This window comes from Marivirga atlantica (assembly GCF_016734805.1).
Classification (GTDB): domain Bacteria; phylum Bacteroidota; class Bacteroidia; order Cytophagales; family Cyclobacteriaceae; genus Marivirga; species Marivirga atlantica.
On the sequence record NZ_JAERQG010000001.1, the window covers coordinates 1,376,391 to 1,400,179 of the forward strand.

The window sequence follows — 23,789 nt, forward strand, 5'->3', positions numbered from 1 at the left end:
TTCAATATGTCAACAGCCATTGAAATTATAAAAGGTTGCCAAAAAGGTGACAGAAAAAGCCAATACCAGCTTTACAAGCAGTATGCCTCAGGCATGATGGCTGTTGCTATGCGTTATTCTAAATCAACGCAAGAGGCGGAGGATATATTACAAGAAGGCTTTATTAAGGTATTTCAGCACATAAAAAATTTCAGGCAAGATTCGAGTATAGGGTACTGGATAAAAAGAATTATTGTCAATACGGCCTTAAATCATCAAAGAAATAAACTCTATTTATATCCTATGGTGGATGTAGATGATCTAAAGGAAGGACTTGGAGCCGTTTCTATTGAAAATTTGGCAATGGAAGAGTTGATGGAAATGGTGCAAACACTACCAACAGGCTGTCAGGTAATTTTTAACCTATATGCAGTTGAAGGTTATCAACATAAAGAAATAGCAAAAATGCTTTCTATAAGTGAAGGCACAAGTAAATCTCAATATTCCAGGGCAAGAAAACTACTGATGGAATATATTGAAAAGAACACTAAGTGGGGGAATGAAAGAATTCAATAACGATAGGGACAATTTTAATAAATCTTTAAAGCAAAGATTTAGCGAGGCAGCTTTTGAACCTTCTTCAAATGTATGGGAGGGTATTGAAACGGAGCTTTTAAGAGCTGATAATGCCAAAATGAAGAAGAGAGCATTGTGGTATAGAAATACTGCAGCGGCTATTTTATTAATTGCGTTGGTTTCGCTTTACTTCAATTTTAATGGCAATAGCTTTAAAGAGTTTGCCAATGTAAATGATATTGAACCTATCGATTTAAATGGTAGTAGCTTGGTATTGCAAGCAGGGCTTAATAACAATTATACCGCTGAAGTTCCTTCAGTAACTAAAAGAACAGACCTAAATTTACTAGCTTCAAGAAGTTCAAATAAGTCTAGCTCATTAAAGCGAAATGAAACTTCTAGTAGTGCTGATAAAGGACAAAAGTTTGTGGCTACAAGGTCATCTGAAGGTCTGAATAAGTCCCAAAATATCTCTTCTCAAAATGTGTTTCTCAATAATGATATTTTAACTTCTAATGAAGCTATTGCCTTAGCTCAGAAATCTTATATCAATCCAGAAACCGAAACCAAATGGACTCCAATAGATATTCCTGTTGAGGAGGTTTCTTACTTTGCAGTAAGTGAGTTGGAATCTAATAAAAAGAAGGAGTCGGTTAATTTTCAAGCTAATTTAAACTTTGGTTCGGGTAGTTTTAATCCTAACACAAATATTACCTCGGCTCCTGTAAATTCCACAGTATCTTCACTTAATAGCCCAGGTTCTGCCGGTAGGTCTTTTTCTTCTGCTGATAGTCCGGAAAGAGAGATAGTGGAAGATTTGAGTTCAGCACCGATAAAAAGTAATATATCATTAAGTTATGGTATAAACTTCGGTTTAAGACTAAGTGAGCGATGGACGATCAAATCAGGATTGCAGTATGGTAACTACAGATCTTCCTCTCAAAGTAGCACGGTTATAAGAGATGTAAATAGTGATGAATTTTTACCCTATCATGGTGCTAGTAGTACGGTAGAAGTTAGCGATGGTAAAATACTAAATGTTACTTCTACTTATAATCTTAATAATAACTTCGAAATTCTTTCTATACCGGTTTTCGCGACATATAAGCTTTTAAATAGCAAATTTGGTGTTGGTCTGGTTGCCGGAGCAACTGCTGACTTTATTTTGTCTAATACTATAACAGGTTCTAGCGAACAAATAAAGGCTATTAGTTTTGATGCCAATGATCAGAAATCTTACAGAAACACTTTTGCAAGTGGCACTTTGGGCTTGGAGTTAAGCTATGATATTAATAAACATTATGGATTAACATTGACTCCTCTCTATAAGAAAGCTTTGATGGACGTAACTACGAATTCAGCAAACTTCAGTAGCACACCTGCATTTGCGAGTGTTAATATGAGTTTTCAATATATCTTCTAATTATTTCTCGTCTGAATTGGCCATGGTAGATTGAATGTCTTCTAAAGCCATATCAATGCTGTTTGTGTCGTAAGGGCTCTTAACAAATTTGGCGCCTTCCTTAAATAACATTATAGGAGTTCTTAGGAGAGAAAAATCCTCACAAATCATTTTAAGTATATCGTTATCCTCGAAATCTGCATCTTTGAGCTCGTCTTTATATTTGTCATTCTCAGGGTCGAGCAAGTCACTTACCATAACATTCAATTTACGAGCAATGTCTGCTAGCATTCTTTCAGTTAATGCATTATTGTAAACATCGGTTTCATTGATTTTATGGTTGCCTAAAGATTTAACGTAGCCCAAGGCTTCACGCTCCTGTAATGCATTGCTGTTGTATATAAAATTAATTTCCATGTCCATTCGTTTTTTATTACTCATACTAATACAACAGTAATTAAAGCCTAGTGTTTGCCAAAGAATAACAAGTGTGGAACTTTCTAATTTTTTAAAATGGGAATCCTGAATTTGATGAAGAGGTTAACTTCAGGATTAAGTTTGTTCACTGTACTGCCGAAGCCAGGAATCTGCTTGGTTTCTGCCAGTTCGAACTGAGAATATTTGAGATATGATTTTAATCTAAACTTAAAGCCTAGAGAAAGAAAATCCTTAATGTCGTTTTTAAATATTCTTCTCACGTTTTTTTCAGAAGTGATTACTAACTCATACCAGTGAGCGAATAATTCCTCTCTTTTTATTTCTCCTATTTGTCCTTCAAATAATGGATTGGTAGTGCTATATGTGATATTTTCTGAGTAGTTTGATCCAGAGTACCTTAACCCGAACATGATGAGATTTGTCGGGTTAATATTTGTTTGATAGTCAAATCCAAGTCTGTAATAGGTGCCTTCAGAAATATAGTTAGCATTATAGTAGGCGTCTTTAGGACTAAGTGTTGACATGCCTGCTTCCACTATTAAGGCATAATGGTTTAGCAGATTTATATTGAAAGCACCTTCCCACTTTTTACTATTATCTAATGCCAAAGTATGTAGCTTTAAATAGTCAAAAGTAAGGCCTACTTCAATAACTTTCTTTTTTGTAGTGTCTATCTCTTGTTCAGTTTCTTCTGACTGAGCGTTGACTAAAAATGCTTGCAATGAGCAAAATAATAAAAGTAATAGAGTTTTAGATTTCAACATATAGTGTCAATTCATTGCTAATGCATACTTCTTTTGAACAACCTCTTGGCCCATTGATCGAATCATAATTATGAGATTCAACTTTAAAATCGAAAGCTGCTTTGGTTATCCTACTTTCAATTACCGAATCTTTTAAAGTATATGAAACAGAAAGATTATTTGATTGGTCAGTTCCCTCAATTTTTATTATATAATCGGAAAAGGTATTGTTGGGGTCTAATGGAATTCTAAAATTTACAAGACTGTCACCACCTTGAGCATTTTCAAACAGATTACTTTCCCCATTAATCTGTTCAATGCTAATAAGTCTGGCCTTTGTAATTCTAATTAAATCAGCTAAAATATCAATAGAGTCTTCTATTATGGCTACTTGAGCGTTTAATGAATCGCTTTTACCAGAGAATTCAGGATTGTTGAGTGCCTCTTTTGTAGTCGTTAAATCGTTTTTAAAGCGGGTATTATCTGCATTAAGTGTGTCTAAAGAAGTTTTATTTAAAATAGTTAATTTAAAATATGGAGAAGCATTCTCTGGTCCACACTCTTCGCATGGCTCACATGAAAACATTGCCAGAATCAGCGTAGGAATTAATCCGAATGTGATAAGCTTGAAAAACACTTTATTCATAGTTGCGAAATTAAAAGCTTTGCAGCAAAAACCAGACCTTATTCTTGAGTAAATGCAAAAGAGATAATATTGGCCCCCATTTTCAGAGCTTTTTGACGAACAGCCTCTGGATCGTTATGAATTGTTGGGTCTTCCCAGCCGTTTCCTAAGTCAGATTCATAGGAGTAAAAGCAAACCAGTCGTCCTTCATAAATGATTCCAAACCCTTGTGCGGGCTTACCGTCATGCTCATGGATTTTTGGCAAACTATCTTCAAAATCAAATTTCTGATGATAAATAGGATGGTCAAAAGGGATTTCAACAAACTCCTTATCAGGAAACACTTTCTTCATTTCAAGCCTGATAAAGGGATTTAAACCATAGTTATCGTCAATATGTAAAAAACCACCACCAATTAAGTAAGCTCTCAAATTCCTGGCCTCAGCATCTGAAAATACAACATTACCATGACCTGTTAAATATATATAAGGATACTGATATAGATCTTGTCCACCAACTTCTACTATGTAATCCTTACTGTCAATTTTAGTGTTAAGTGTTTCATTGCAAAACTCAATCAGATTAGGTAAGGCTGTTTTGTTAGCATACCAGTCACCACCTCCATTGTATTTTACTTTAGCAACTTTAATCTGTTGCGCATTAGCCAAGCTTGTAAAACAAAGAAGAATGAATACGATCCTTATCATAAATTAGTAACGGATAGTTGAGTGAAATCTTTTGTTTTCAGAATCACCTTGTCAGGTAATTGTTCAAAGTTAAGAGAAGTAGCCAAACCCACCACTTCAATACCAGCATTGTGAGCTGATTCTATGCCAGCAAGGGCATCTTCAAATACTAAACAATCTTGAGGCTCACATGCGAGGGTTGATGCTGCTTTAAGGTAGATTTCAGGATCAGGCTTGCCACGTGAAACCATAGTGCTATCAACTATAGCATTAAAGTACTTTCTTAAGTGCAAGCCATCAAGCGTGAATTCAACATTACTTGTAATTGCAGAAGTGGCTACTGCCATTAAGATACCAGCATTTTTGGCTTCTTCTAAAAATGAGATTAATCCATCTGTTGGTTTAAGATGTTCTCTGTATAAGCTTCGGTAAATACTTTCTTTTTTTTCTGTCAGCTGCATTATTTCCTCCTGCGAGGCATCTGGTTTTAGGCCAAGAACTACTTCTTGCATAGTTCTGCCATTGAGATGTTTTTGGAAATATTCGTCATCCACTTCTTGACCAAACTGAGCAAGAAACTGTTTTAATGCTTGTATATGGTAAGTAATATTATCAACTATTACTCCATCCATATCAAAAATATAAGCCTTTTTAGCAGGGAACTTATTCACAGACACTTGAATTACACTTTACTATTTACCCTATGGTTGACTCTCTTGGAAAAAGTGAAGCCTCTTTATAAACCTGACGAACAGTTTTACGCTTAGCTCCTTGGTCTTTCATAGTTTCCATCAGCAAATTAATGGCTTCTACCCCCATTTCCAATGGCAATTGTGTAATTTTAGAAAGGTTTGGCTTTATCAATTCCCTAATTGGATCATTTCTAAAACAGTTTATTTTAATTTCTTCTGATATTTTTACTCCATGTCTTTTTTAGCTTTACTAAAGCTACAGCTGCAATAGGGTTACTCAATGCAAAAATACCATCTACCTTTTTGAGTAGCATTAAGAATTTTTCAATGACCTGCTCATCGAACTGATCACTCTCGTAACCTGTTGAGATGATTAACCTCGCATCGATCAGTAAATTGTTCTCGAGTAATGCTGTCAGATACTGCACCTCCGAATAAATTGCTTCCTATATACCGATTACATCTGGGGTTTGAAATATTAAGAAACCTGCTACATGTGATTTTCAGTTTTTCTACTGATTAATGCCATCTCCTGTATTAGCAAAGCGAATGTTGAACGTAATTGCTTTAAAAGATTCCTGATCGCGAATTACTACGCTAAAAGCCAGTATTTATATGATAATGGAATGTTTCATTTGATGGATTTTGAGCAAAGTAAATGAATTCTACCTAATAGATAGACAATATGGTATGAACTTTATGTGAAGTAAGTCTGATTAACACCAAGTAAAACAGGACTGACTCAACGATTTTTTGGAATACTTCATAGAATAAATAGAGTTGTCCCTATTTAAAATACATTTTATTTGCTAACTAGACTAACAAACTATATAACAGAAAGAAATATGAAAGAATTTTACAAATTACCTTGCGGGTCCTCTCCCTCAATTATAAAAATCAAATAGTTTAAACGAACAGCTTTTTCCAACGCTAAACCGACTGTCAGTTGGGTTTAATAAGGATAGGTAACTCTTAATTTTTTGAGTCTACTAAAGCTAAATATGTCTGAAAACGAGTTTTTACTGATAGTATGATCGGTATTCATTCAGACACTGTATTTGAACAAATAAATATCCTAACGAAAATTATTACTTAATGATAAAACAACAATTACTGAAACTAATTCTGGTCCTGATTTTTACAGGCGGAATTTCAACCTATTCCCATGGGCAATGTACGGACGGTAACTCCAATACTACAAACACCAATTTTGCGACAGGCAACCTGGCTAATTCATTTGTTGCAGACTGCAGCGGAAATTTAACTTCAGTTGAGTTACAATGGGGAGGTGCTGATACTTCTTTTTCTATTGAATTGTTTGAGGGTAACGGAACAGGAGGAACTCAGGTGGGGACTTCTGTTACTGGGTTAGCATCAGCAGGATCAGGTTTGAATAACTTTGAAAGTTTTGATGTTTCATCTGGAGGGTTTTCTGTCACTAGTGGAAACACTTATACGATACAAGTATCCGCAGCAAATAACCTTATTTATGACCAGAGTGGAGGATCTGCTTTTTCAGAAGGAATTTTATATTTTAACGGAGGAGCACAAAGCACGCTGGATATGGTTTTCCGAGTGAATGTAACAGCTGCAGCCTCTACTCCCGAAGTAACACTTTCATCTTCTGCAACATCCGCTTTAGAAACTGGTGGGTCGATCACTGTTACAGCAACAGCATCTTCCGCGCCAAGTTCAGATCTGACAGTGCCTCTTCAATTTACTGGCACAGCAACAACCGGAGTAGACTATACCGGCTCTGGAGATATCACTATTTCAGGTGGGAGTACTACGGGATCTATCACTTTGAACATGACATCAGATGTTATATACGAGCCTGGAGGTGAATCGCTCAACGTAGCCATTAATTCAACAACTATTTCTGGCGCTACGGTTGGGAGCCCTTCCTCAGTAGCGCTAACAATTACGGATGATGACTCCCAGCCAACAATTACCATTAATGATGTCACACAGAACGAAGGTATTGCAGGCACTACGAATTTTACATTTACCATATCACTATCGAATCCCAGCAGTGAGACCATCGGGGTGAATTATGCTTCTGCAGACGGTTCTGCTCTTGCTGGAGTTGACTATACATCGGTCAGTGGATCATTATCTTTTACGCCAGGTCAAACGAGCAAGATTGTAACTGTACTGGTGAATGGTGAGACCCTGGATGAGAATGATGAAACCTTTACGGTTAATCTATCAAGCCCAACAAATGCTACCATCTCTGATGCATCTGGAACAGGTACTATTTCAAATGATGATACTGCCTTTCAACCAAATGCTTCACTAGAGGTACTCTCTATTTACAACCCTATTACCGATGAGAGCGGAGGACAAGTATATGTTAGAGGTAAGTTAGACAGGATATCAGGTAAAACAGTTGATATTCCACTTAGTTTTTCTGGTACAGCTGTAGGTGGTGGCACTGATTACAGCATTACAAGCTCTACCATTACGCTAACGAGTGGAGAAATTATGGACAGTATTCGCATCACCTCACTGTTTGACGGTATTGAAGAGGGAGATGAAACCATTATCATTGATATGGACGTGCCAACCAATTCTATTGAAAGTGGAACGCAGCAGGTTACTATTACCATTCAAGATGAAGACGCAGCAGCTCCTGTTGTTAGTTCAGTAAACGTTCCAGGCAATGGCACCTATATCATCAATCAAAACCTAGACTTCACGGTAAATTTTAACGAAAATGTAGACGTAGTCACCACAGGTGGCACTCCCCAACTGGCTATTACTATAGGAAGCACTACCCGCCAGGCAACCTATATCAGTGGTTCAGGCTCCAGTTCTCTTGTATTTCGCTATACGGTGCAATCGGGTGACCAGGACGCTGATGGAATCAGCATCGGAACGTTGGCAGCTAATGGAGGCTCTATTAGAGATGCTTTCGGCACTGATGCTAACCTAACACTCAATGGTGTGGGAAATACAACCGGTATTTTGGTGGATGCAACTGGTCCAGTTGTCAGCTCGGTAAGTGTACCAACTAATAACACTTACACACAGGGGCAAAATCTTGACTTTACCGTCAACTTTAACGAAAATGTCACAATTGCCAGCGGACTACCCCAGTTAGGTTTAACAATAGGCGCTACAGCTCGTCAAGCCGACTATGTGAGTGGTTCAGGTTCAAGCTCAATTTTATTTCGTTATACTATTCAGGCTGGTGAATCAGATACTGATGGAATTTCTATTGGTAGTATAGCTGCTAACGGTGCTACTTTTAGAGATGCCTCTGGAAATGATGCTACTTTAACGCTAAATGGTGTTGGCTCTACTACGGATGTATTAGTCGATACAGAAGCCCCACGAGTTACCAGAATTGAAAGACAAACACCTGGTTCAAGCCCTACTAATGCGGATGCAGTTACTTTCAGAGTAACTTTCTCTGAAGATATTTCGGGAGCTGACTTAAATGACTTTGAAGTTACAGGACCAACCGGAGCATCTATTGGAGTGACAGGTACAGGGTCTATACGTGATATTACTATTTCAGGAGGAAATATGGTCTCTTATGAGGGTACGGTCACTATAAGTTTTGCCAGTGGTCAGAATATTGCAGATATAGCAGGCAATGCGCTCACGAATATGACTCCAACTGTAGTTAATATTAATACCTATCTATTGGATAATACGGCTCCAGCGGTCACAAGTATCGCGAGACAAAATCCAACCGATACACCAACTAATGCGGACGCCCTTGTTTTCAGGTTGACATTTAATTCAAATGTCACAGCTGTAAATGATGCAGATTTTGAGGTAACCGGTCCTACAGGAGAGTCTATTGGGGTAGTTGGTTCAGGTACCACCTATGATGTCACCGTTTCTGGTGGAGATATGGCTAGTTTGAATGGCGATGTTACCTTGTCTTTTGCAAGTGGTCAGAACATAACGGATGTCGCTGGAAACCCGTTGGTAGTTACAACTCCAACAGGAACTAATGATAATACCTATACAATAGATAATACTGCACCAACAGTAAGTACGTTAAGTCCAGCAGATAATGCTACTGATGTTAGTTTAAGCTCAAATTTTGTCATCACATTCAATGAAGATGTAGTGGTCAATAGTGGTAACCTGACCGTCCATAGAGTAAGTGATGATGGAGTAGTTAGGACATTTGATGTTACTAATAATACCATTGTTTCTGTTTCAGGAAATGAGGTCACTTTTGATAATACTACTGACCTGGCTTTAAATACAGAGCACTATATTTTACTCGACAATGGAGCATTTGAAGACGAAGCGGGCAATGCATATGGTGGAATCATCAGTACAACAGCCTGGAGTTTTACCACTACAGATGAAACGGAGATTGCTACCAATGACCCTTCAGTAACGGAAGGCAACACTGGTTCAAGTAATCTTACCTTCACTGTTTCGCTATCTCAGCCGGCCCCATCAGGTGGTGCTACGGTTGACTATGCTACTTCTGATGGTACTGCTACAGCAGGTACGGACTACACCGCTACTTCAGGAACCTTGAGTTTTGCAGCAGGAGAGTCCAGTAAAACTATCGATGTGGTTGTATCAGGAGATCTCATGTTAGAACCTGATGAGACGGTGATTCTGACACTTTCTAACCCTACAGGTACTAATGTGGTCATTTCGGATAATACAGGTACAGGTACCATAAATGATGATGATGCAGCTGCTGTTACCATAGCGGATGTAAATGCTAATGAAGATGACGGCACCATTACACTTACAGCCACATTAGACGCCCAGGTACAAGGTGGATTTACAGTAGATGTGAGTACAGCAGATGGCACTGCAACGGTAGCTGATAATGATTATACAGCTGTAACGGGCCAAACATTGACTTTCGTTGGTACAGCTGGGGAGACACAAAACATTACAGTTGTGCCTACTGCGGATACTAAGCTAGAGCCTAATGAAAACCTGACAGTCAGTATGTCTAACCTGGCATCTACCAGTTTAGCAGTTGACATTACCGATCAGGCCACTATCACTTTAACTAACGATGATGAAGCCATGGTCACCATAGCAGATGTGAGTGGCAATGAAGATGATGGAGCTATTACACTCACAGCAACATTAAACGCTGAAGTGGTTGGTGGTTTTTCTGTAGATGTTAGTACTGTAGATGGTACGGCAACAACTGCAGATGGTGATTTCACAGCCGTAACGAGTGAAACACTCACTTTCAGCGGTAATTTAGGAGAGACACAAACCTTTACAGTTATACCCAATGCAGACACAAAACTAGAAGGCAATGAAACTGTAGCGGTAAGCATGTCCAACCTCTCAGGGACAGCACTTACGATTGATATCAGTGACAATGCAATAGTAACTATCAATAACGATGATACTGCTGCAATAACCATTGCAAATGTAGGTGGCAATGAAGATGATGGTTCAATCACAATGACAGCCACGTTGAATGCAGAGGTGCAAGGAGGGTTTAAAGTAGAGGTTGCTACTGCAGATGGTAGTGCCTCTACCGCAGATGGAGATTACATAGCTATCACCGGACAGACCTTAACCTTTACAGGAACTGCAGGAGAGACACAGACATTTACTGTAGTTCCTACGGCAGATACCAAGTATGAGTCTAATGAAACTTTTACAGTTGGTTTGTCAAACCTTACTGGTACTAGTCTTCCTATCACCATTTCAGACGTTGCTACGGTAACCATAACCAATGATGACGCAGCGGCTGTCACCATAGGAGATGTAAGTGCTAATGAAGATGACGGTACCATTACGCTGACAGCCACGCTAGATGCTCAGGTGCAAGGTGGATTTACAGTAGATGTGAGTACAGCAGATGGAACAGCAACAGTAGCTGATAATGACTACACGGCTTTAACGAGCCGAACGTTGACTTTTGCTGGTACAGCTGGGGAAACACAGGCATTTACAATCGCTCCAATTTCAGATATAAAAGTAGAAGTGGATGAGACATTCAGCGTAAGCATGTCTAATCTGGCATCTACCAGTTTAGCAGTTGATATTACCGATCAGGCTACTATTACATTAACTAACGATGATGAAGCAATGGTCACCATATCAGATGTGAGTGGCAATGAAGATGATGGAGCTATTACACTCACAGCAACATTAAACGCTGAAGTGGTTGGTGGTTTTTCTGTAGATGTAAGCACTGCAGATGGCACAGCTACAACTGCAGATGCTGATTACACACCGATTAGTAATCAGAAGTTAACATTTGCCGGTAATGAAGGAGAAACGCAAACTTTCACACTTACACCAACCGCTGATACTAAAGTAGAAATAGATGAGTCAGTAAATATATCACTCAGCAACCTCTCTGGCACTTCTTTACCGATTGACATTACTGACGGAGCAGTTGTGACCATTTTGAATGATGATATAACCGAAATACAGTTTACAAGTACTGAAGGTAATGGTTCTGAAGCCATTTCTTCTCACCAATTTGCTGTTGAATTAACAAGAAGTGCTGCTATCCCTGTTACGGTTGATTATTCGGTTACAGGCACAGCTACAGGAAGTGGAACAGATTACACGTTGACCAACGGCACGCTGACAATAGCGGCAGGAAACACATCGGGCACACTCGAAATAACAGGAATTGTGGATGATGAAATAGTGGAACAGAACGAAACAGTTATTGTGACACTTGCTAACCCTAACAATGCCATATTGGGTACCACTACAATGTATACCTATACTATAACAGATAATGATGAGGCTGTTTTGTCCCTTGAAGCTACCGATCAGGCAGCCGAAGATGATGTAAATGGTTTGTTTACCATCTCTAGTACGAAGCAATTTGCTAATGAGGTGAATTTGACTTTTTCTATTAGTGGAACAGCAACCGAATCAAATGATTATGAGGCAATAGGTACCTCGATAGTTTTCCCTTCTTTAACAAGTTCAATCACCATTCCAGTAGTAGTGAGGGCTGATAATGAGGTTGAAGAAGATGAAACAGTCCAGTTATCGTTAGAAAGTGTTAGCAATACATCAGCTTCAATAGCAGCGGAATCAACAGCCACTATTACCATCACTGATAACGATGACCAATTGCCCCAAACTATTACGTTTAATCCAATAGATGATAAAAGATTAAGCGATCGAGAGGTGGTTTTAGAAGCCACAGGTGGTGATTCTAATGAGCCGATTACCTTTACTATTTCAACAGATCCTGTCAATGGTGTAGCTACTTTATCAAATGAAGTCATCCTTTTGGAAGGTGTTGGTACTGTAACTGTGACAGCTAGCCAGGCAGGGAACAATTCGTATCTACCAGCTGAAGATGTTAGTCAAAGTTTCTCTATTCTTTCAGATGAGTTATTGCTACCAACTTTATTTACACCTAATAATGATAGGGTAAATGATTTGCTACTCATTAGAGGAGGAGCTAGTGTTCAGTCCATTAGCTTTAGAATCTATAACCGAGAAGGAAATCTCGTTTTTGAATCTGATAGTTTTCAGGAATTAACAGAAATCGGTTGGGATGGAAAGAAAAACGGGGTTAATCAACCTACTGGCGCCTACGTATGGGTGATTGCTGGCACTATGACTAATGGTCAGCCTATTACTATTAATGGATCAAATAAGGGTACAATATTTATCGCTAGATAATAACTGAAAAACATTCAAAACCGATGAAAAAAAATATTCAATATATAGCAATAGTAGCTTTAACAGCTTGTTTAAGTAGTGTTTCAGTGGCTCAGGAAGGTAATTTTTCCATGTACAGGTATACTCCTTTTTACACAAACCCAGGACAAATATCGACTACGCACCATTTAAACTTCATGTTAAATAGTAGGATTCAACCACTAAATACTGGAGAGAATTTAACAACTACTGTTATTTCGGGATATATGCCTATTCATTTTTCTAACCAGCATAAATTAGTGGTAGGTGCAAATGTGAGTACGGAACAATCTGCTGGCTTGTTAAATTCTAATGGTGGCATGCTGGCTTTTTCATACACAGTTCCTTTAAATGACAGGTCTGAGTTAAGTTTGGGAGTGCAAGGTGGTTTGTTTCAAAATAAGATCGGTGGTGATTTTATTACTGATGGACAAATAGAAGGTGGCGTTATAAATCCTGGAGCAGGTCAGATTGATCCGCTGTTAAACCAGCAACATGCTTATCCTACCATTAGTAGTGGCCTTTACTATAGACTAAAAGATGCTAATTACCATGATAAGGCATTTGTAGGTGTTTCTTTATTCAATATGACAGAGCCTAATATTTCTTTTGTTGAAAATGGAGATACATATAAACTTCCTATGAGTATAAAGACAATAGCAGGTTATAAGGTATATGATAATACTACGCTGTCAGTATCCCCTACAGTGAGGTGGATCAGCCAAGCTCAAAATAATGCATTTGATTTGGGTACTGATGTCGGCTACAGACTATCTGGAGATGCAGAAGATTTCAAAAAGTTAATTTTAAGTCTATGGTATAATTCAAATTCAATTGGCGTGATGAGTCTTGCCTATGAACAAAAAAGAATTGCCGTTGGTGTTAGCTATGACATCCCAGTTGGAACAGGATTTAACCTAGCACAGAATGGTATTTTTGAATTTGCTATTTCGTATAAATTAAAGAATAAGAAACAAGCAGAAGAAACGCCAGGCGTAATACTACAAGAAGAATCAGAGGTTCAAAAAGAAGAAGCTGAAAATGAAATAGAACAACCACAAAAGAAGAAGGTTGACGAAATAGAAGAAGCTGAAGAACCTCAAAAAGAAGAGCCGGTTAAGGAAAAAATAGTAATGGAGGAACCAGTTAAGGAAGAACCAAAAGTTGAAGAGGAAGTAACTGAAGTCATTTTTCAGCCACTTACTGAAAAAGAAAAGGAAACGCTAGCCAAGACGGTTCGATTCAAATTAAATTCAGATGATTTAAACGAGGATTCAAAGGCTTTTATAGACGAAGTAATTGATATTCTCTCTAAGAAAGAAAACTATAGTATTACTTTAATTGGTCATACTTGTAATTTAGGTGAAAGCTCATTTAATGGTGAATTAGGTATGGATAGGGCACAGATCGTAAGGGATTATATGGTAGCTAATGGTATAAATGAAGCTAGAATAAGTACCAATTCTAAAGGTGAAACAGATCCTATTGCAACAAATGAAAACAAGATGGGTAGAGAGAAAAATAGAAGAGTAGAGTTTGAGGTCTCCTTCTAAGATCAATTTTGTAATAAGAAAAGACTTTGAAATACATTTTCAAAGTCTTTTTTATACCACCTTATACCTCTTCCCAGGGAGTGATTTGATAATTCCTTTAAATTCAAGATTCAAAAGTGTACTAGCTAGCTGGTTAAGGTTTATTTGGCATTTTATACTGAGCAGGTCAATACTTAACTCCTTATCATGCTGCAGTAGAGTATGTACAACTTCCCGTTCTTTCTCATCTAATTCAGAAAGATTCAACACCTTCTTTTTTATGTTTTGCTGATTATCCATTTCCCAATTCATCAGCCTGAGTATATCATCAGCTGATTCTATGAGATGTGCCTTATTATATTTAATAAGCTTATTACAGCCTTCAGAATAGGTATCGTGAATTCTGCCAGGAAAAGCAGCTACCTCTCTGTCATAAGAATTAGCGAGCTCTGCTGTGATAAGTGCTCCACCTTTTTTTGCTGCTTCAACAACCACTACTAAATCAGCCATGCCAGCAATAATTCTATTTCTGGCAGGAAAGTTAAAAGCATCTGGTTTAGCACCAAAAAGTTGTTCAGTTATAATCCCACCCTTATTAAGCATTTCAATAGCTGTGTTTTTATGAGCGGCTGGATAGATCACATCTATGCCCGAGCCGAGTACGGCATATGTGCTTAAATTATTCTTTAAGGCAGCTTTATGAGCAGTTATGTCTATTCCGTAAGCTAGGCCACTCAATATGATTGGGTTGAGAGGAGCGAGGTTTTCAATTATTTCTTCGGTTAGTTTTTTACCATTATCTGTGGCGTTTCGTGTGCCAATAATAGCAAGTGTAGGCCGCTTATCGTTTACAGGCCAAATCCCTTTTGAGAAAATGATGGGAGGAGCATCAGGTATTTGCTTGAGTCTGTATGGGTAACTTTTATCTAAATAGGAGGTGATAAATGTGTCCGTAGCTCTGGCAGTATCAATTACTTTATCTGTTTCCTCCTTAAGTTCATTACTTCTTAATTTGGAAGCAGCTTTAGGGCCAATTCCGGGTATTTTTAAAAGTTTATTTGTATGTAATGCTAGAACATTCTCAGCTGAGCCGGCATAACTTATTAAGTTCTTTATCAGTCTGCTACCAATGCCAGAAACAGACATCAAAGAAAGTAACGCCTTCTTTTCAGCATTCAACGCTTATAGTTGTTCTTTGATTTCAGTTAAAAAGGTGCGGATATTTTTTAATGAATCAAGCATGTCCATTTTATCTTTAACCGCATGAGAGTCATTCTTGAGCATGTCCTTAGCTCCTTGAAGTGTAAAACCTTTTTCTTTTACCAGGTGGTAAATCAGCTTTACGTTTTCAATATCCTCTTTTGTGAATTGCCTGTTGCCTTTACGATTTTTTTTAGGTTTGATAATATCAAATTCACCCTCCCAAAACCTGATTAAAGAGGTAGCTACATCAAATTGATCGGCTACTTCACCAATGGTGTAGTATTTTTTCTCTATGGTTTTTTCTTTGTAAGGCACTTTTTCCTAATTATGGTTGTGAAGATAACGAATATTACCTTCTAGGTCAATAGAAATATTCGATTCGGGAAAGTCCGATTCTGTTAATTCCTTAATTCTAAGGGCTGCTGCATGTGAACCATCGATCACGGGGATGCCTGCGCCCTTTTGTTTGGCAGAAATAATTTTACCCGAAATGAATTTTCCCTTATTGTCAATATTAATTTTCGCTATAGGCGCTAAACCTTTTACCCCTCTTAAATTAAAACGACCGTAAGTTGCAAAATTGCCTAAGCTATAGGCTATAAATCTGTTTTTATAAACTTCTACCGCTCTTGCCACATGAGGTCCATGCCCGAAAATTACATCCGCTCCTGCATCTATTAAAGCATGTGAAAACTCATATACGTTTCCTCTGTTTTCTCCGTAGAAAAACTCTCTTTCTCTGGTCAGGTGTTCGTATTTACTACCTTCAGCACCACCATGAAACGAAATAATTATAATATCCGATAAACTGTCCAAATGTTTTACGATATCTACTGCTGCTTCTAGGTCGTTAATGCTTTGTGTGCCAGTGTTGGGTGAGAAAGCAGCAAAGCCGTAAGTAACTCTATCCTTTTCAAAAATGGTAAAAGGTTGTGCTAATTGGCCTGCATGGTGAATGCCTAAACTATCCAGCGTTCTCATAGTGTTTTTTCTTCCTTCATCTCCAAAGTCACCAGCGTGGTTATTTGCCAGACTCATGAAATCTATTCCAGCTTCAACGTAATGTTGTGCCAAATACTCAGGGCTTCGGAAAATATAACACACATCAGGATTTGAACAGTATTTTTGCTTTCCTCCTTCATTTAGAATTACTCCTTCCTGATTTCCGAATGTTAAGTCGGCATCACGTAAAGTGGCAGCGACTTCAGCAAGCATATACTTACCAGAATCAGGTGGGAGGTAGCCTTCATTAGGGAAATTTGTTCCTATCATGATATCTCCCACACCAATAAGTGTAATAGTGTCTTTTAAGGGAGAAACAGTGAGCACAATGCTGTCTTGAGCTTTTGGTTCAGCAACTTCCACTAACTTAATTGTATCTTTTGAAACTAAGGCACTATCAACTTGGCTCAACTCAGACTTGTCATCTTTTTTGCTAGATGATGGCTGAACAGTTTTACAGGACTGAAAAACTATTGCAAATAAGGAAGTGTATAAAAGTAGTTTCTTCATAAATAATCATAAAAAAAGCAGCCTGCAAGACTGCTTTTTTATCAAAAGTCTTTTACTATTATCCTAATGACTGATTCTTGATTTCAGATAACTCTAATAGTTTTTCATATTCTCCATCAGTAACATCCTGATAGAAATAGTGAATAGGATTGATAGGTTTTCCTTTATGGTGAATTTCATAATGCAAGTGAGGAGCAGTGGATGAACCTGTATTACCAACAAAGCCTATACAATCACCTCTTTTTACTTTATCTCCTTTCTTGACATTAAACGAAGACATATGAGCATACTTAGTAACAAAACCATAGCCATGGTCTATTACTACAAGCTTACCAAAGCCACCGTAAGTATTTGAAATTCTAACTACTTCCCCATCACCAGTTGCATATATTGGAGTTCCTCTTGGAGCAGAGAAATCACAACCTTCATGCATTCTGACAACTTTTAGGATAGGATGCATACGCATACCATAACCAGAAGCTAGTCTTTTCAACTCTTTATTAGGAATAGGCTGAATAGCTGGCATGGCAGCAAGCATTTTTTCTTTGTCTCTTGCCATTTCCAAGATCTCATCATAAGATTTGGTCTGAATATACATTTGCTTCTTAACCTTATCTATATCTGTCATCATATCCATAATAAGCTTTTCCCTTTCAAGCTCACTTTCAATGATGTTCTTATATCTTTCAGCACCACCAACTCCTGCTTGTCTTATGCTTGAAGGAATAGGCTCAGTACCCATGATGTTACGATATACTTCATCGTCTCTTTCCTGAAGGGCACCCAAAACACTCTGCATGTTTTGAACCTCTTTCTCCATCATATTGTAATAAAACTGTAACTCTTTATTTTCCTTTTTAAGACGTGCTTCTTTTGGAGAGTCAAAATATGCGTTGTAGGTAATAATTATACCAACTGCTAGTATTAAAGAAACTGATAGGAAACCTAGTAAATTCAAAAGGATATCCCATTTTGATACTTTTACTCGTTCATACCTACAAGTTTCGGTATCATAGTAATATTTAATTCTCGCCATCCTGTTTTAGACTCGTTAAAACTTTCTAATTTTGTAACCGGATATTCAAAGGCACAAAATTGCATAAAGGTTCAGTTAAAATCAAATTTTTTATTAGAACCCAACTGATATCCACAAATATAAAGAAATATTTTTAAAGTAAAACATTAAATAGAAATACTTTACTACATGACTGCCAGCGAGATACGTAAAAAGTTCCTAGAATTTTTTGAAAATAAAAATCATAAAATTGTTCCTTCTGCTCCTATGGTTTTGAAGAACGATCCTACTTTGATGTTTACCAATGCAGGAATGAATCAGTTCAAAGACTACTTTTTAGGTAATCAGGAAGCTGCAAGTTCAAGAGTAACGGATACACAGAAATGTTTGCGTGTTTCTGGAAAGCATAATGATTTGGAAGAGGTAGGGCATGATACCTATCACCATACTATGTTTGAAATGCTCGGGAACTGGTCGTTTGGCGATTATTTCAAAAAGGAAGCCATTGAATGGTCGTGGGAGCTATTAACAGAGGTTTATAAGTTACCAGAAGATCGTTTGTATGTAACAGTTTTTGAAGGCGATAAGGGTGATAACCTTCCTTTTGATCAGGAAGCTTTTGACTTATGGAAAGCTCATGTAGATGAAAGTAAAATTCTTAACGGAGATAAAAAAGATAATTTTTGGGAGATGGGGGAGACAGGTCCTTGTGGCCCGTGTTCCGAAATTCATATCGATTTAAGAAGTGAGGATGAAATTGCAAAAGTACCAGGAGCAGATTTAGTGAATCAGGATCATCCTTTGGTTATTGAAATTTGGAACCTTGTTTTCATGCAGTTTAACAGGATGGCTGACGGCAAACTTGTTAGTCTTCCTGCTCAGCATGTTGATACAGGCATGGGTTTTGAGCGACTATGTATGGCCATTCAGGGTAAAACCTCAAACTATGATACTGATGTTTTCACTCCTTTATTAGCTAAAGTAGCAGAAATTTCTGGAAAGAAATATGGAACAACTACTAAGGAAGATATAGCTTTCAGAGTTATTGTTGACCATATTCGAGCAATTGCTTTAGCCATTAGTGACGGACAACTGCCTTCTAACAACAAAGCTGGTTACGTAATAAGAAGGATTTTAAGAAGAGCCATCAGATATGGATATACTTTCCTCGATTTAAAGGAGCCTTTCCTTCATAAGTTGGTTGAGACATTGGCGAATCAGTTCGAGAATGTATTCCCAGAGCTTAAAGCTCAGCAGGCACTAGTTGAAAAAGTGATTAGTGAGGAAGAGCAAACTTTCTTGAGAACTTTAGATAAAGGCTTGAAGCGTATTGAAGTGATCAAAGCTGATTTAGCCGAGGAGAATAAGAATCAAATTCCTGGTGAAGTAGCTTTTGAGTTGTTCGACACCTATGGCTTCCCGGTTGATTTAACCATGTTGATTGCCAAAGAAAATGGTTTGGAGCTAGATGAAAAAGGCTTTGAAGAAGCTATGGCTGAACAGAAAAACAGGTCTAAATCTGCTGGAAAGCTTGAGGCTGGTGATTGGCATGTAGTAAAGGAGAGTCAGGATGTTGAGTTTGTCGGCTATGACAAATTAAGTGCTGAAGCTCAATTATTAAGATACAGAATTGTAAAAAACAAGAATAAAGAGCAGTATCAAATTGTATTAAACAAAACACCCTTTTATGCTGAAAGTGGAGGACAGATAGGAGATACTGGTACATTAGATTTCGAGGGTGAAAAAATTAATGTGCTCGATACCAAAAAGGAAAATGACCTCATCGTTCACTTTGTTAATAAATTACCTGAGCATAAAGAGGTAAAGGTTACTGCTGAGGTAGATGCCGAAAGAAGAAGAAAAATAATATATAACCATTCTGCTACACACCTTTTACATGCTGCCTTAAGGCAAGTGCTTGGTGACCACGTTCAGCAGAAAGGATCACTGGTGTCGGATAAGTTGCTTCGCTTTGATTTCTCTCATTTCTCAAAAATGACTGATGAAGAGCTACAGAAAGTAGAGCAGATTGTTAATCAAAAGATTAGAGAAAACATCCAGAAAGGAGAGGAGAGAAATATTCCGATTGAAGAAGCAAAAGCTAAAGGTGCTATGGCACTATTTGGGGAGAAATATGGTGATTCAGTAAGGGTGATCACTTTTGATCCTAAGTTCTCAGTTGAGCTTTGTGGTGGTGTACATGTTCCTGCTACAGGTAATATTGGGCAGTTTAAAATTACCACAGAAACTTCAGTTGCCGCTGGTATAAGAAGAATAGAAGCTATTACTGGAGATACTGCTGAAGCCTATTTAAATAGCCAGGAGGATTTAGTGAAGCAGATTGCTGATTTACTGAAAAATCCGAAGGACGTTAAACAGGCTGTTTCTCAATTAATCAATGAAAAAGCTGAGCTACAAAAGGCATTAGATAAAGAACATCAGAAAAAATCTGGTGCACTTAAGGAAGAGCTGATTAAAAAAGCTACAGAACAAAATGGAGTTTCTGTGATCATAGATCAAATAGAGCTGCCAAATGCTGATTCGCTTAAAAAGCTTTCTTTTGAACTAAAAAATGAGTTAGAGGCACTTTTTGCTGTATTGGCATGCAATATTGAAGGCAAACCTCAGATTTCTGTTGTAATTTCAGAGTCTATTGTTGAAAGTAAAGGGTTAAATGCTGGTCAGATTATTCGTGACCTTGCCAAACATATTCAAGGTGGCGGTGGCGGACAGCCTTTCTTTGCGACAGCTGGAGGTAAAAATGTGGAAGGACTTCCGCAAGTTGTTGAAAGTGCGAAGGAATTAGCCAGCACTAAATTATAATAAGCATGTTAGAACAGTCGGTACGAGATAAATATACAGCCATAATAGGTCTGGAAGTGCATGCTCAGTTAATGACTGAGAGCAAGATGTTCTGTGCTGATTCTAATAAGTTTGGAGCTGAGCCTAATACTAATATCAGCACAATCTCTCTGGGACATCCTGGTGTACTACCAAAAGCCAACAAGAAAGCATTTGATTATGCTATCATGATGGGCTTAGCATGTGAATGTGAAATAACCAAAGAAAACATCTTTGCACGCAAAAATTACTTTTATCCAGATTTACCAAAGGGTTATCAGGTAACACAAGACAAGGCACCTATTTGCGTAGGAGGTAAAGTATGGGTGAAACCTGAAGGTGCAGAAAAAGAGCATACTGTTCAGCTAAACCGCATTCATTTAGAAGAGGATGCTGGTAAATCTATGCATTTGGCAGGTGAAACAGAAACGCTTGTTGATTACAATAGGGCAGGGGTTCCTCTAATTGAGATTGTTACCGAACCTGTGCTGAAGTCTTCAGCGGAAGCGGCAGCATTTCTTACCGAAATTAGGAAGTTGGTGCGTTATCTTAACATATGCGATGGCAATATGGAAGAAGGCTCATTAAGATGCGATGCTAATATTTCAGTCATGCTAAATGGAGCAGAAAAGCTTGGCAATAAGGTGGAGGTTAAGAACATGAACTCCATTAGAAATGTGAAGAGAGCCGTTGATCATGAAATAGAAAGACAGATTGAAGAACTTGAGAAAGGTAGTACCATAATATCTGAAACTAGAGATTTTGATGCTGATAGTGGCACTACTTCTAGTTTGAGGACTAAAGAAGATTTAAACGATTACAGATATTTCCCTGAACCGGATCTTTCACCCATTATTGTAGACGATGCATGGATTTCTGAAATTAAGGAACTTATGCCTGCTTTGCCTAGAGAGCTTAAGCAGAAATTTATGGAGCAATATGAGCTACCGGAGTATGATGCTCAGATATTGACTGATAATAAAGAAACTGCCTTTTATTTTGAAGCGCTTTGCAAAGGTGTAAGTAATTGTAAAGTTGCTTCCAATTGGCTGATGGGTACTGTAAAGTCTTATTTGAATGATGTAGGAATTACGATAGAAGCGTTTTCTATTTCACCTCAAAGGCTAGCAGAGCTCATAAATTTAGTAGAACAAAATAAGGTAAGTAACTCAGCTGCTGCACAAAAGATTTTCCCAATTATGCTGAAAGAGCCAAATAAAGGAGCTTTAAGTATAGCCGAAGAGCAAAACCTTATACAAGATAGCTCGTCTGATAGCATTCAGCCAATTGTTGAAGAGGTCTTAAATGATATGTCGGACAAGGTAAAAGCTTATAAATCAGGTAAAAAAGGACTGATTGGGCTGTTTATGGGAGAGGTTATGAAAAGGAGTAAGGGTAAGGCTGACCCTCAAGTGGCTCAAAAATTATTAAAAGAAGTATTAGATTAAAATCAACATAAAATGAAGAAAATAGCTTTAGGCTTAATTGCTGTAATATTTTTCGCGGCTTGTGAAAGCAAAGATGGAAACCAGGTAACCGTAAGTGGTACAATAGAGAACCCGCCAGAAGAAGGAATGATGACGATTTCCCTTTTAGAGCAAGGCAAGTTATCCTTAAAAGATACCATTGTACTAAATGAGGATAATACGTTTGAATACACCATGCCGGCAGGAGCGCCAGAGTTCTACATCTTAAATATGTTCAATACTCAAAGGGCTACTTTAATTCTTAGTGAAGAGGATGTAGAGGTAATTGCAGATGGATCTGAAAGAAATGGTAAACTAGAAATTACGGGTTCCGAAGATATCAAGCATCTAGAAGCTATTCGCAATATGACTGAAGAACAGAATGAGGAAGTTAGAGAAATTAATGCTCAATTTCTTGCGGCAAGAAAAGCTGATGATCAGGAAAAGATGAAGAATATTCAGGATGATTTCATGATCATTCAGGAGAAGCGTAAAGAAAATATTAAGGCTAAAGTTGAGGAAATGTTGCCTTCTATTGCTGTTATTCAGGCCATGAATTTCTTCAATCCTAATGAAGATTTTGAGTTCATGCAAAAGGTAAGTGCAAGTCTTGAAGAGGCACATCCTAACTCGAGTATCGTACAGTTTTATGCCAAGCAGATTGACGATCTGTCAAAAGTATCAATAGGTGTGGTAGCACCTGACTTTTCTATGCCAACTCCAGAAGGAGATACCGTTAGTCTTTCTGACTACAGAGGAGGCTATGTTTTGGTTGATTTCTGGGCAGCTTGGTGTAAGCCTTGTAGAGCAGAAAACCCAAATGTTGTAGCAGCATACAATAAATATAAAGATCAGGGATTTGAAATTTTAGGCGTTTCACTGGATAAGAAAAGAGAAGATTGGTTAAAAGCTATTGAACAGGATGGACTTGAATGGACTCAAGTGTCAGACCTTAAATATTGGCAAACCCCTGTTGTTCAGGAATACAAAATTTCAGGCATTCCTTTTTCACTATTAATAGGTCCGGAAGGTAAAATTGTAGCTAAGAATTTAAGAGGGGATGAACTTCATCAAAAATTAGAGGAGATTTACTCTGGCTCTTAATCATTTTAGAGTTTATCATATTAATAAAGGCTGGTGTAAACCAGCCTTTTTTTGTTTAGCGTCTTTCTCTATTCTTCAATTTCTCATATTCTTTTTCAGTTACATCCACACCGTCATTTACATAAACCTGAATGTAATTTGTTACAATGCCAATGCCCCAACCTAGCGTAACAAAGGCTGCCCAGGGAAAACCATCATAATAAGGTGCAGTTGTAAAATACCAGACAAGCCAAATGAATATGTTAACAAGAATATAGGTTGTCAGATGCTTTTTAAAGCCGACTCTTGCTTCAGCTTTTTTCCATAATTTATCATCTTTTTCATTTTCCATAGTTCA

General features: G+C 37.8%; 19 protein-coding genes. 7 read left to right on the forward strand and 12 right to left on the reverse strand.

All coding sequences use genetic code 11. From position 1 onward, the window contains the following. Positions 1–6 precede the first annotated feature (6 nt). Together JKP34_RS06170 and JKP34_RS06175 are read left to right on the forward strand one after the other, a co-directional pair. Positions 7–555 (forward strand): RNA polymerase sigma factor, encoded by a 549-nt coding sequence (locus tag JKP34_RS06170; RefSeq protein ID WP_201918771.1) that lies wholly within the window; start codon positions 7–9, stop codon positions 553–555. Beyond that, positions 515–1,978, forward strand: a complete 1,464-nt coding sequence (locus JKP34_RS06175) for a porin family protein (protein ID WP_201918773.1) — start codon at positions 515–517, stop codon at positions 1,976–1,978. The genes JKP34_RS06170 and JKP34_RS06175 overlap by 41 nt, the downstream gene beginning before the upstream one ends. Here JKP34_RS06175 and JKP34_RS06180 read toward each other — a convergent pair whose 3' ends face one another. Genes JKP34_RS06180 through JKP34_RS06210 form a run of 7 tightly spaced genes read right to left on the reverse strand, consistent with a single transcriptional unit; the run spans position 1,979 to position 5,569 of the window. Continuing rightward, positions 1,979–2,398, reverse strand: coding sequence for an arsenate reductase family protein (locus JKP34_RS06180; RefSeq protein ID WP_201918775.1), 420 nt, complete (start codon positions 2,396–2,398; stop codon positions 1,979–1,981). A 59-nt stretch (positions 2,399–2,457) separates the two neighbouring features. Next, positions 2,458–3,159 (reverse strand): DUF6048 family protein, encoded by a 702-nt coding sequence (locus JKP34_RS06185; RefSeq protein ID WP_236664904.1) that lies wholly within the window; start codon positions 3,157–3,159, stop codon positions 2,458–2,460. After that, positions 3,146–3,784 (reverse strand): hypothetical protein, encoded by a 639-nt coding sequence (locus tag JKP34_RS06190; RefSeq protein WP_201918779.1) that lies wholly within the window; start codon positions 3,782–3,784, stop codon positions 3,146–3,148. Before JKP34_RS06190 ends, JKP34_RS06185 begins: the two co-directional genes overlap by 14 nt. A gap of 38 nt (positions 3,785–3,822) precedes the next feature. Next, entirely contained in the window at positions 3,823–4,470 is a 648-nt protein-coding gene (locus tag JKP34_RS06195) for a DUF4159 domain-containing protein (protein WP_201918781.1), read from the reverse strand. Next, entirely contained in the window at positions 4,467–5,126 is a 660-nt protein-coding gene (locus JKP34_RS06200; RefSeq protein WP_201918784.1) for an HAD family hydrolase, read from the reverse strand. The genes JKP34_RS06195 and JKP34_RS06200 overlap by 4 nt, the downstream gene beginning before the upstream one ends. A 19-nt stretch (positions 5,127–5,145) precedes the next feature. Next, a complete protein-coding gene (locus JKP34_RS06205; protein WP_201919342.1) occupies positions 5,146–5,364 on the reverse strand; it encodes a substrate-binding domain-containing protein in 219 nt (72 codons plus the stop codon). Further along, the gene (locus tag JKP34_RS06210) at positions 5,348–5,569 is read right to left on the reverse strand and encodes a type 1 periplasmic-binding domain-containing protein (protein WP_201918786.1); all 222 of its coding nucleotides are present in this window, start codon (positions 5,567–5,569) and stop codon (positions 5,348–5,350) included. Before JKP34_RS06210 ends, JKP34_RS06205 begins: the two co-directional genes overlap by 17 nt. Positions 5,570–6,236: 667 nt before the next feature. Between JKP34_RS06210 and JKP34_RS06215 the strand changes: the two genes are divergently transcribed. Next, on the forward strand, positions 6,237–12,761 hold the full coding sequence (locus JKP34_RS06215) for a Calx-beta domain-containing protein (RefSeq protein WP_201918788.1): 6,525 nt from the start codon (positions 6,237–6,239) through the stop codon (positions 12,759–12,761). Positions 12,762–12,784: 23 nt separating this feature from the next. After that, positions 12,785–14,332 (forward strand): PorP/SprF family type IX secretion system membrane protein, encoded by a 1,548-nt coding sequence (locus JKP34_RS06220; protein WP_201918790.1) that lies wholly within the window; start codon positions 12,785–12,787, stop codon positions 14,330–14,332. A 51-nt stretch (positions 14,333–14,383) separates the two neighbouring features. On the opposite strand, the gene dprA is transcribed toward JKP34_RS06220, so the two are convergent. The 4 genes from dprA to JKP34_RS06240 are packed head-to-tail and all read right to left on the reverse strand — an operon-like array spanning position 14,384 to position 18,062. Then, positions 14,384–15,490 (reverse strand): DNA-processing protein DprA, encoded by a 1,107-nt coding sequence (dprA, locus tag JKP34_RS06225; RefSeq protein WP_201918792.1) that lies wholly within the window; start codon positions 15,488–15,490, stop codon positions 14,384–14,386. Between the two features lie 3 nt (positions 15,491–15,493). Further along, positions 15,494–15,829 carry a MerR family transcriptional regulator gene (locus tag JKP34_RS06230; protein ID WP_201918794.1) on the reverse strand — a complete coding sequence of 112 codons (336 nt, stop codon included), beginning with the start codon at positions 15,827–15,829 and terminating at the stop codon, positions 15,494–15,496. A 6-nt stretch (positions 15,830–15,835) separates the two neighbouring features. Next, complete coding sequence (locus JKP34_RS06235; protein ID WP_201918796.1) at positions 15,836–17,026, reverse strand: CapA family protein; 1,191 nt, start codon at positions 17,024–17,026, stop codon at positions 15,836–15,838. A gap of 58 nt (positions 17,027–17,084) precedes the next feature. Continuing rightward, the gene (locus tag JKP34_RS06240) at positions 17,085–18,062 is read right to left on the reverse strand and encodes a M23 family metallopeptidase (RefSeq protein WP_201918798.1); all 978 of its coding nucleotides are present in this window, start codon (positions 18,060–18,062) and stop codon (positions 17,085–17,087) included. A gap of 168 nt (positions 18,063–18,230) precedes the next feature. On the opposite strand from JKP34_RS06240, the gene alaS reads away from it, so the two are divergent. The 3 genes from alaS to JKP34_RS06255 are packed head-to-tail and all read left to right on the forward strand — an operon-like array spanning position 18,231 to position 23,452. Next, positions 18,231–20,864 (forward strand): alanine--tRNA ligase, encoded by a 2,634-nt coding sequence (gene alaS, locus JKP34_RS06245; protein WP_201918800.1) that lies wholly within the window; start codon positions 18,231–18,233, stop codon positions 20,862–20,864. A 5-nt stretch (positions 20,865–20,869) separates the two neighbouring features. Beyond that, complete coding sequence (gene gatB, locus JKP34_RS06250; RefSeq protein ID WP_201918802.1) at positions 20,870–22,330, forward strand: Asp-tRNA(Asn)/Glu-tRNA(Gln) amidotransferase subunit GatB; 1,461 nt, start codon at positions 20,870–20,872, stop codon at positions 22,328–22,330. 12 nt (positions 22,331–22,342) lie between these two features. Then, positions 22,343–23,452, forward strand: coding sequence for a peroxiredoxin family protein (locus JKP34_RS06255; protein WP_201918804.1), 1,110 nt, complete (start codon positions 22,343–22,345; stop codon positions 23,450–23,452). Positions 23,453–23,507: 55 nt separating this feature from the next. On the opposite strand, the gene JKP34_RS06260 is transcribed toward JKP34_RS06255, so the two are convergent. Further along, a complete protein-coding gene (locus JKP34_RS06260) occupies positions 23,508–23,783 on the reverse strand; it encodes a 2TM domain-containing protein (RefSeq protein ID WP_201918806.1) in 276 nt (91 codons plus the stop codon). Positions 23,784–23,789: the final 6 nt, after the last annotated feature.

Bases quoted from the DNA above. Each gene is read 5' to 3' on its own strand.
- JKP34_RS06170 (WP_201918771.1), top strand. From the start codon at position 7: ATGTCAACAGCCATTGAAATTATAAAAGGTTGCCAAAAAGGTGACAGA.
- JKP34_RS06180 (WP_201918775.1), bottom strand. From the start codon at position 2,398: ATGAGTAATAAAAAACGAATGGACATGGAAATTAATTTTATATACAAC.
- JKP34_RS06185 (WP_236664904.1), bottom strand. From the start codon at position 3,159: ATGTTGAAATCTAAAACTCTATTACTTTTATTATTTTGCTCATTGCAA.
- JKP34_RS06190 (WP_201918779.1), bottom strand. From the start codon at position 3,784: ATGAATAAAGTGTTTTTCAAGCTTATCACATTCGGATTAATTCCTACG.
- JKP34_RS06195 (WP_201918781.1), bottom strand. From the start codon at position 4,470: ATGATAAGGATCGTATTCATTCTTCTTTGTTTTACAAGCTTGGCTAAT.
- JKP34_RS06215 (WP_201918788.1), top strand. From the start codon at position 6,237: ATGATAAAACAACAATTACTGAAACTAATTCTGGTCCTGATTTTTACA.
- JKP34_RS06220 (WP_201918790.1), top strand. From the start codon at position 12,785: ATGAAAAAAAATATTCAATATATAGCAATAGTAGCTTTAACAGCTTGT.
- JKP34_RS06235 (WP_201918796.1), bottom strand. From the start codon at position 17,026: ATGAAGAAACTACTTTTATACACTTCCTTATTTGCAATAGTTTTTCAG.
- JKP34_RS06240 (WP_201918798.1), bottom strand. From the start codon at position 18,062: ATGGCGAGAATTAAATATTACTATGATACCGAAACTTGTAGGTATGAA.
- alaS (WP_201918800.1), top strand. From the start codon at position 18,231: ATGACTGCCAGCGAGATACGTAAAAAGTTCCTAGAATTTTTTGAAAAT.
- gatB (WP_201918802.1), top strand. From the start codon at position 20,870: ATGTTAGAACAGTCGGTACGAGATAAATATACAGCCATAATAGGTCTG.
- JKP34_RS06255 (WP_201918804.1), top strand. From the start codon at position 22,343: ATGAAGAAAATAGCTTTAGGCTTAATTGCTGTAATATTTTTCGCGGCT.
- JKP34_RS06260 (WP_201918806.1), bottom strand. From the start codon at position 23,783: ATGGAAAATGAAAAAGATGATAAATTATGGAAAAAAGCTGAAGCAAGA.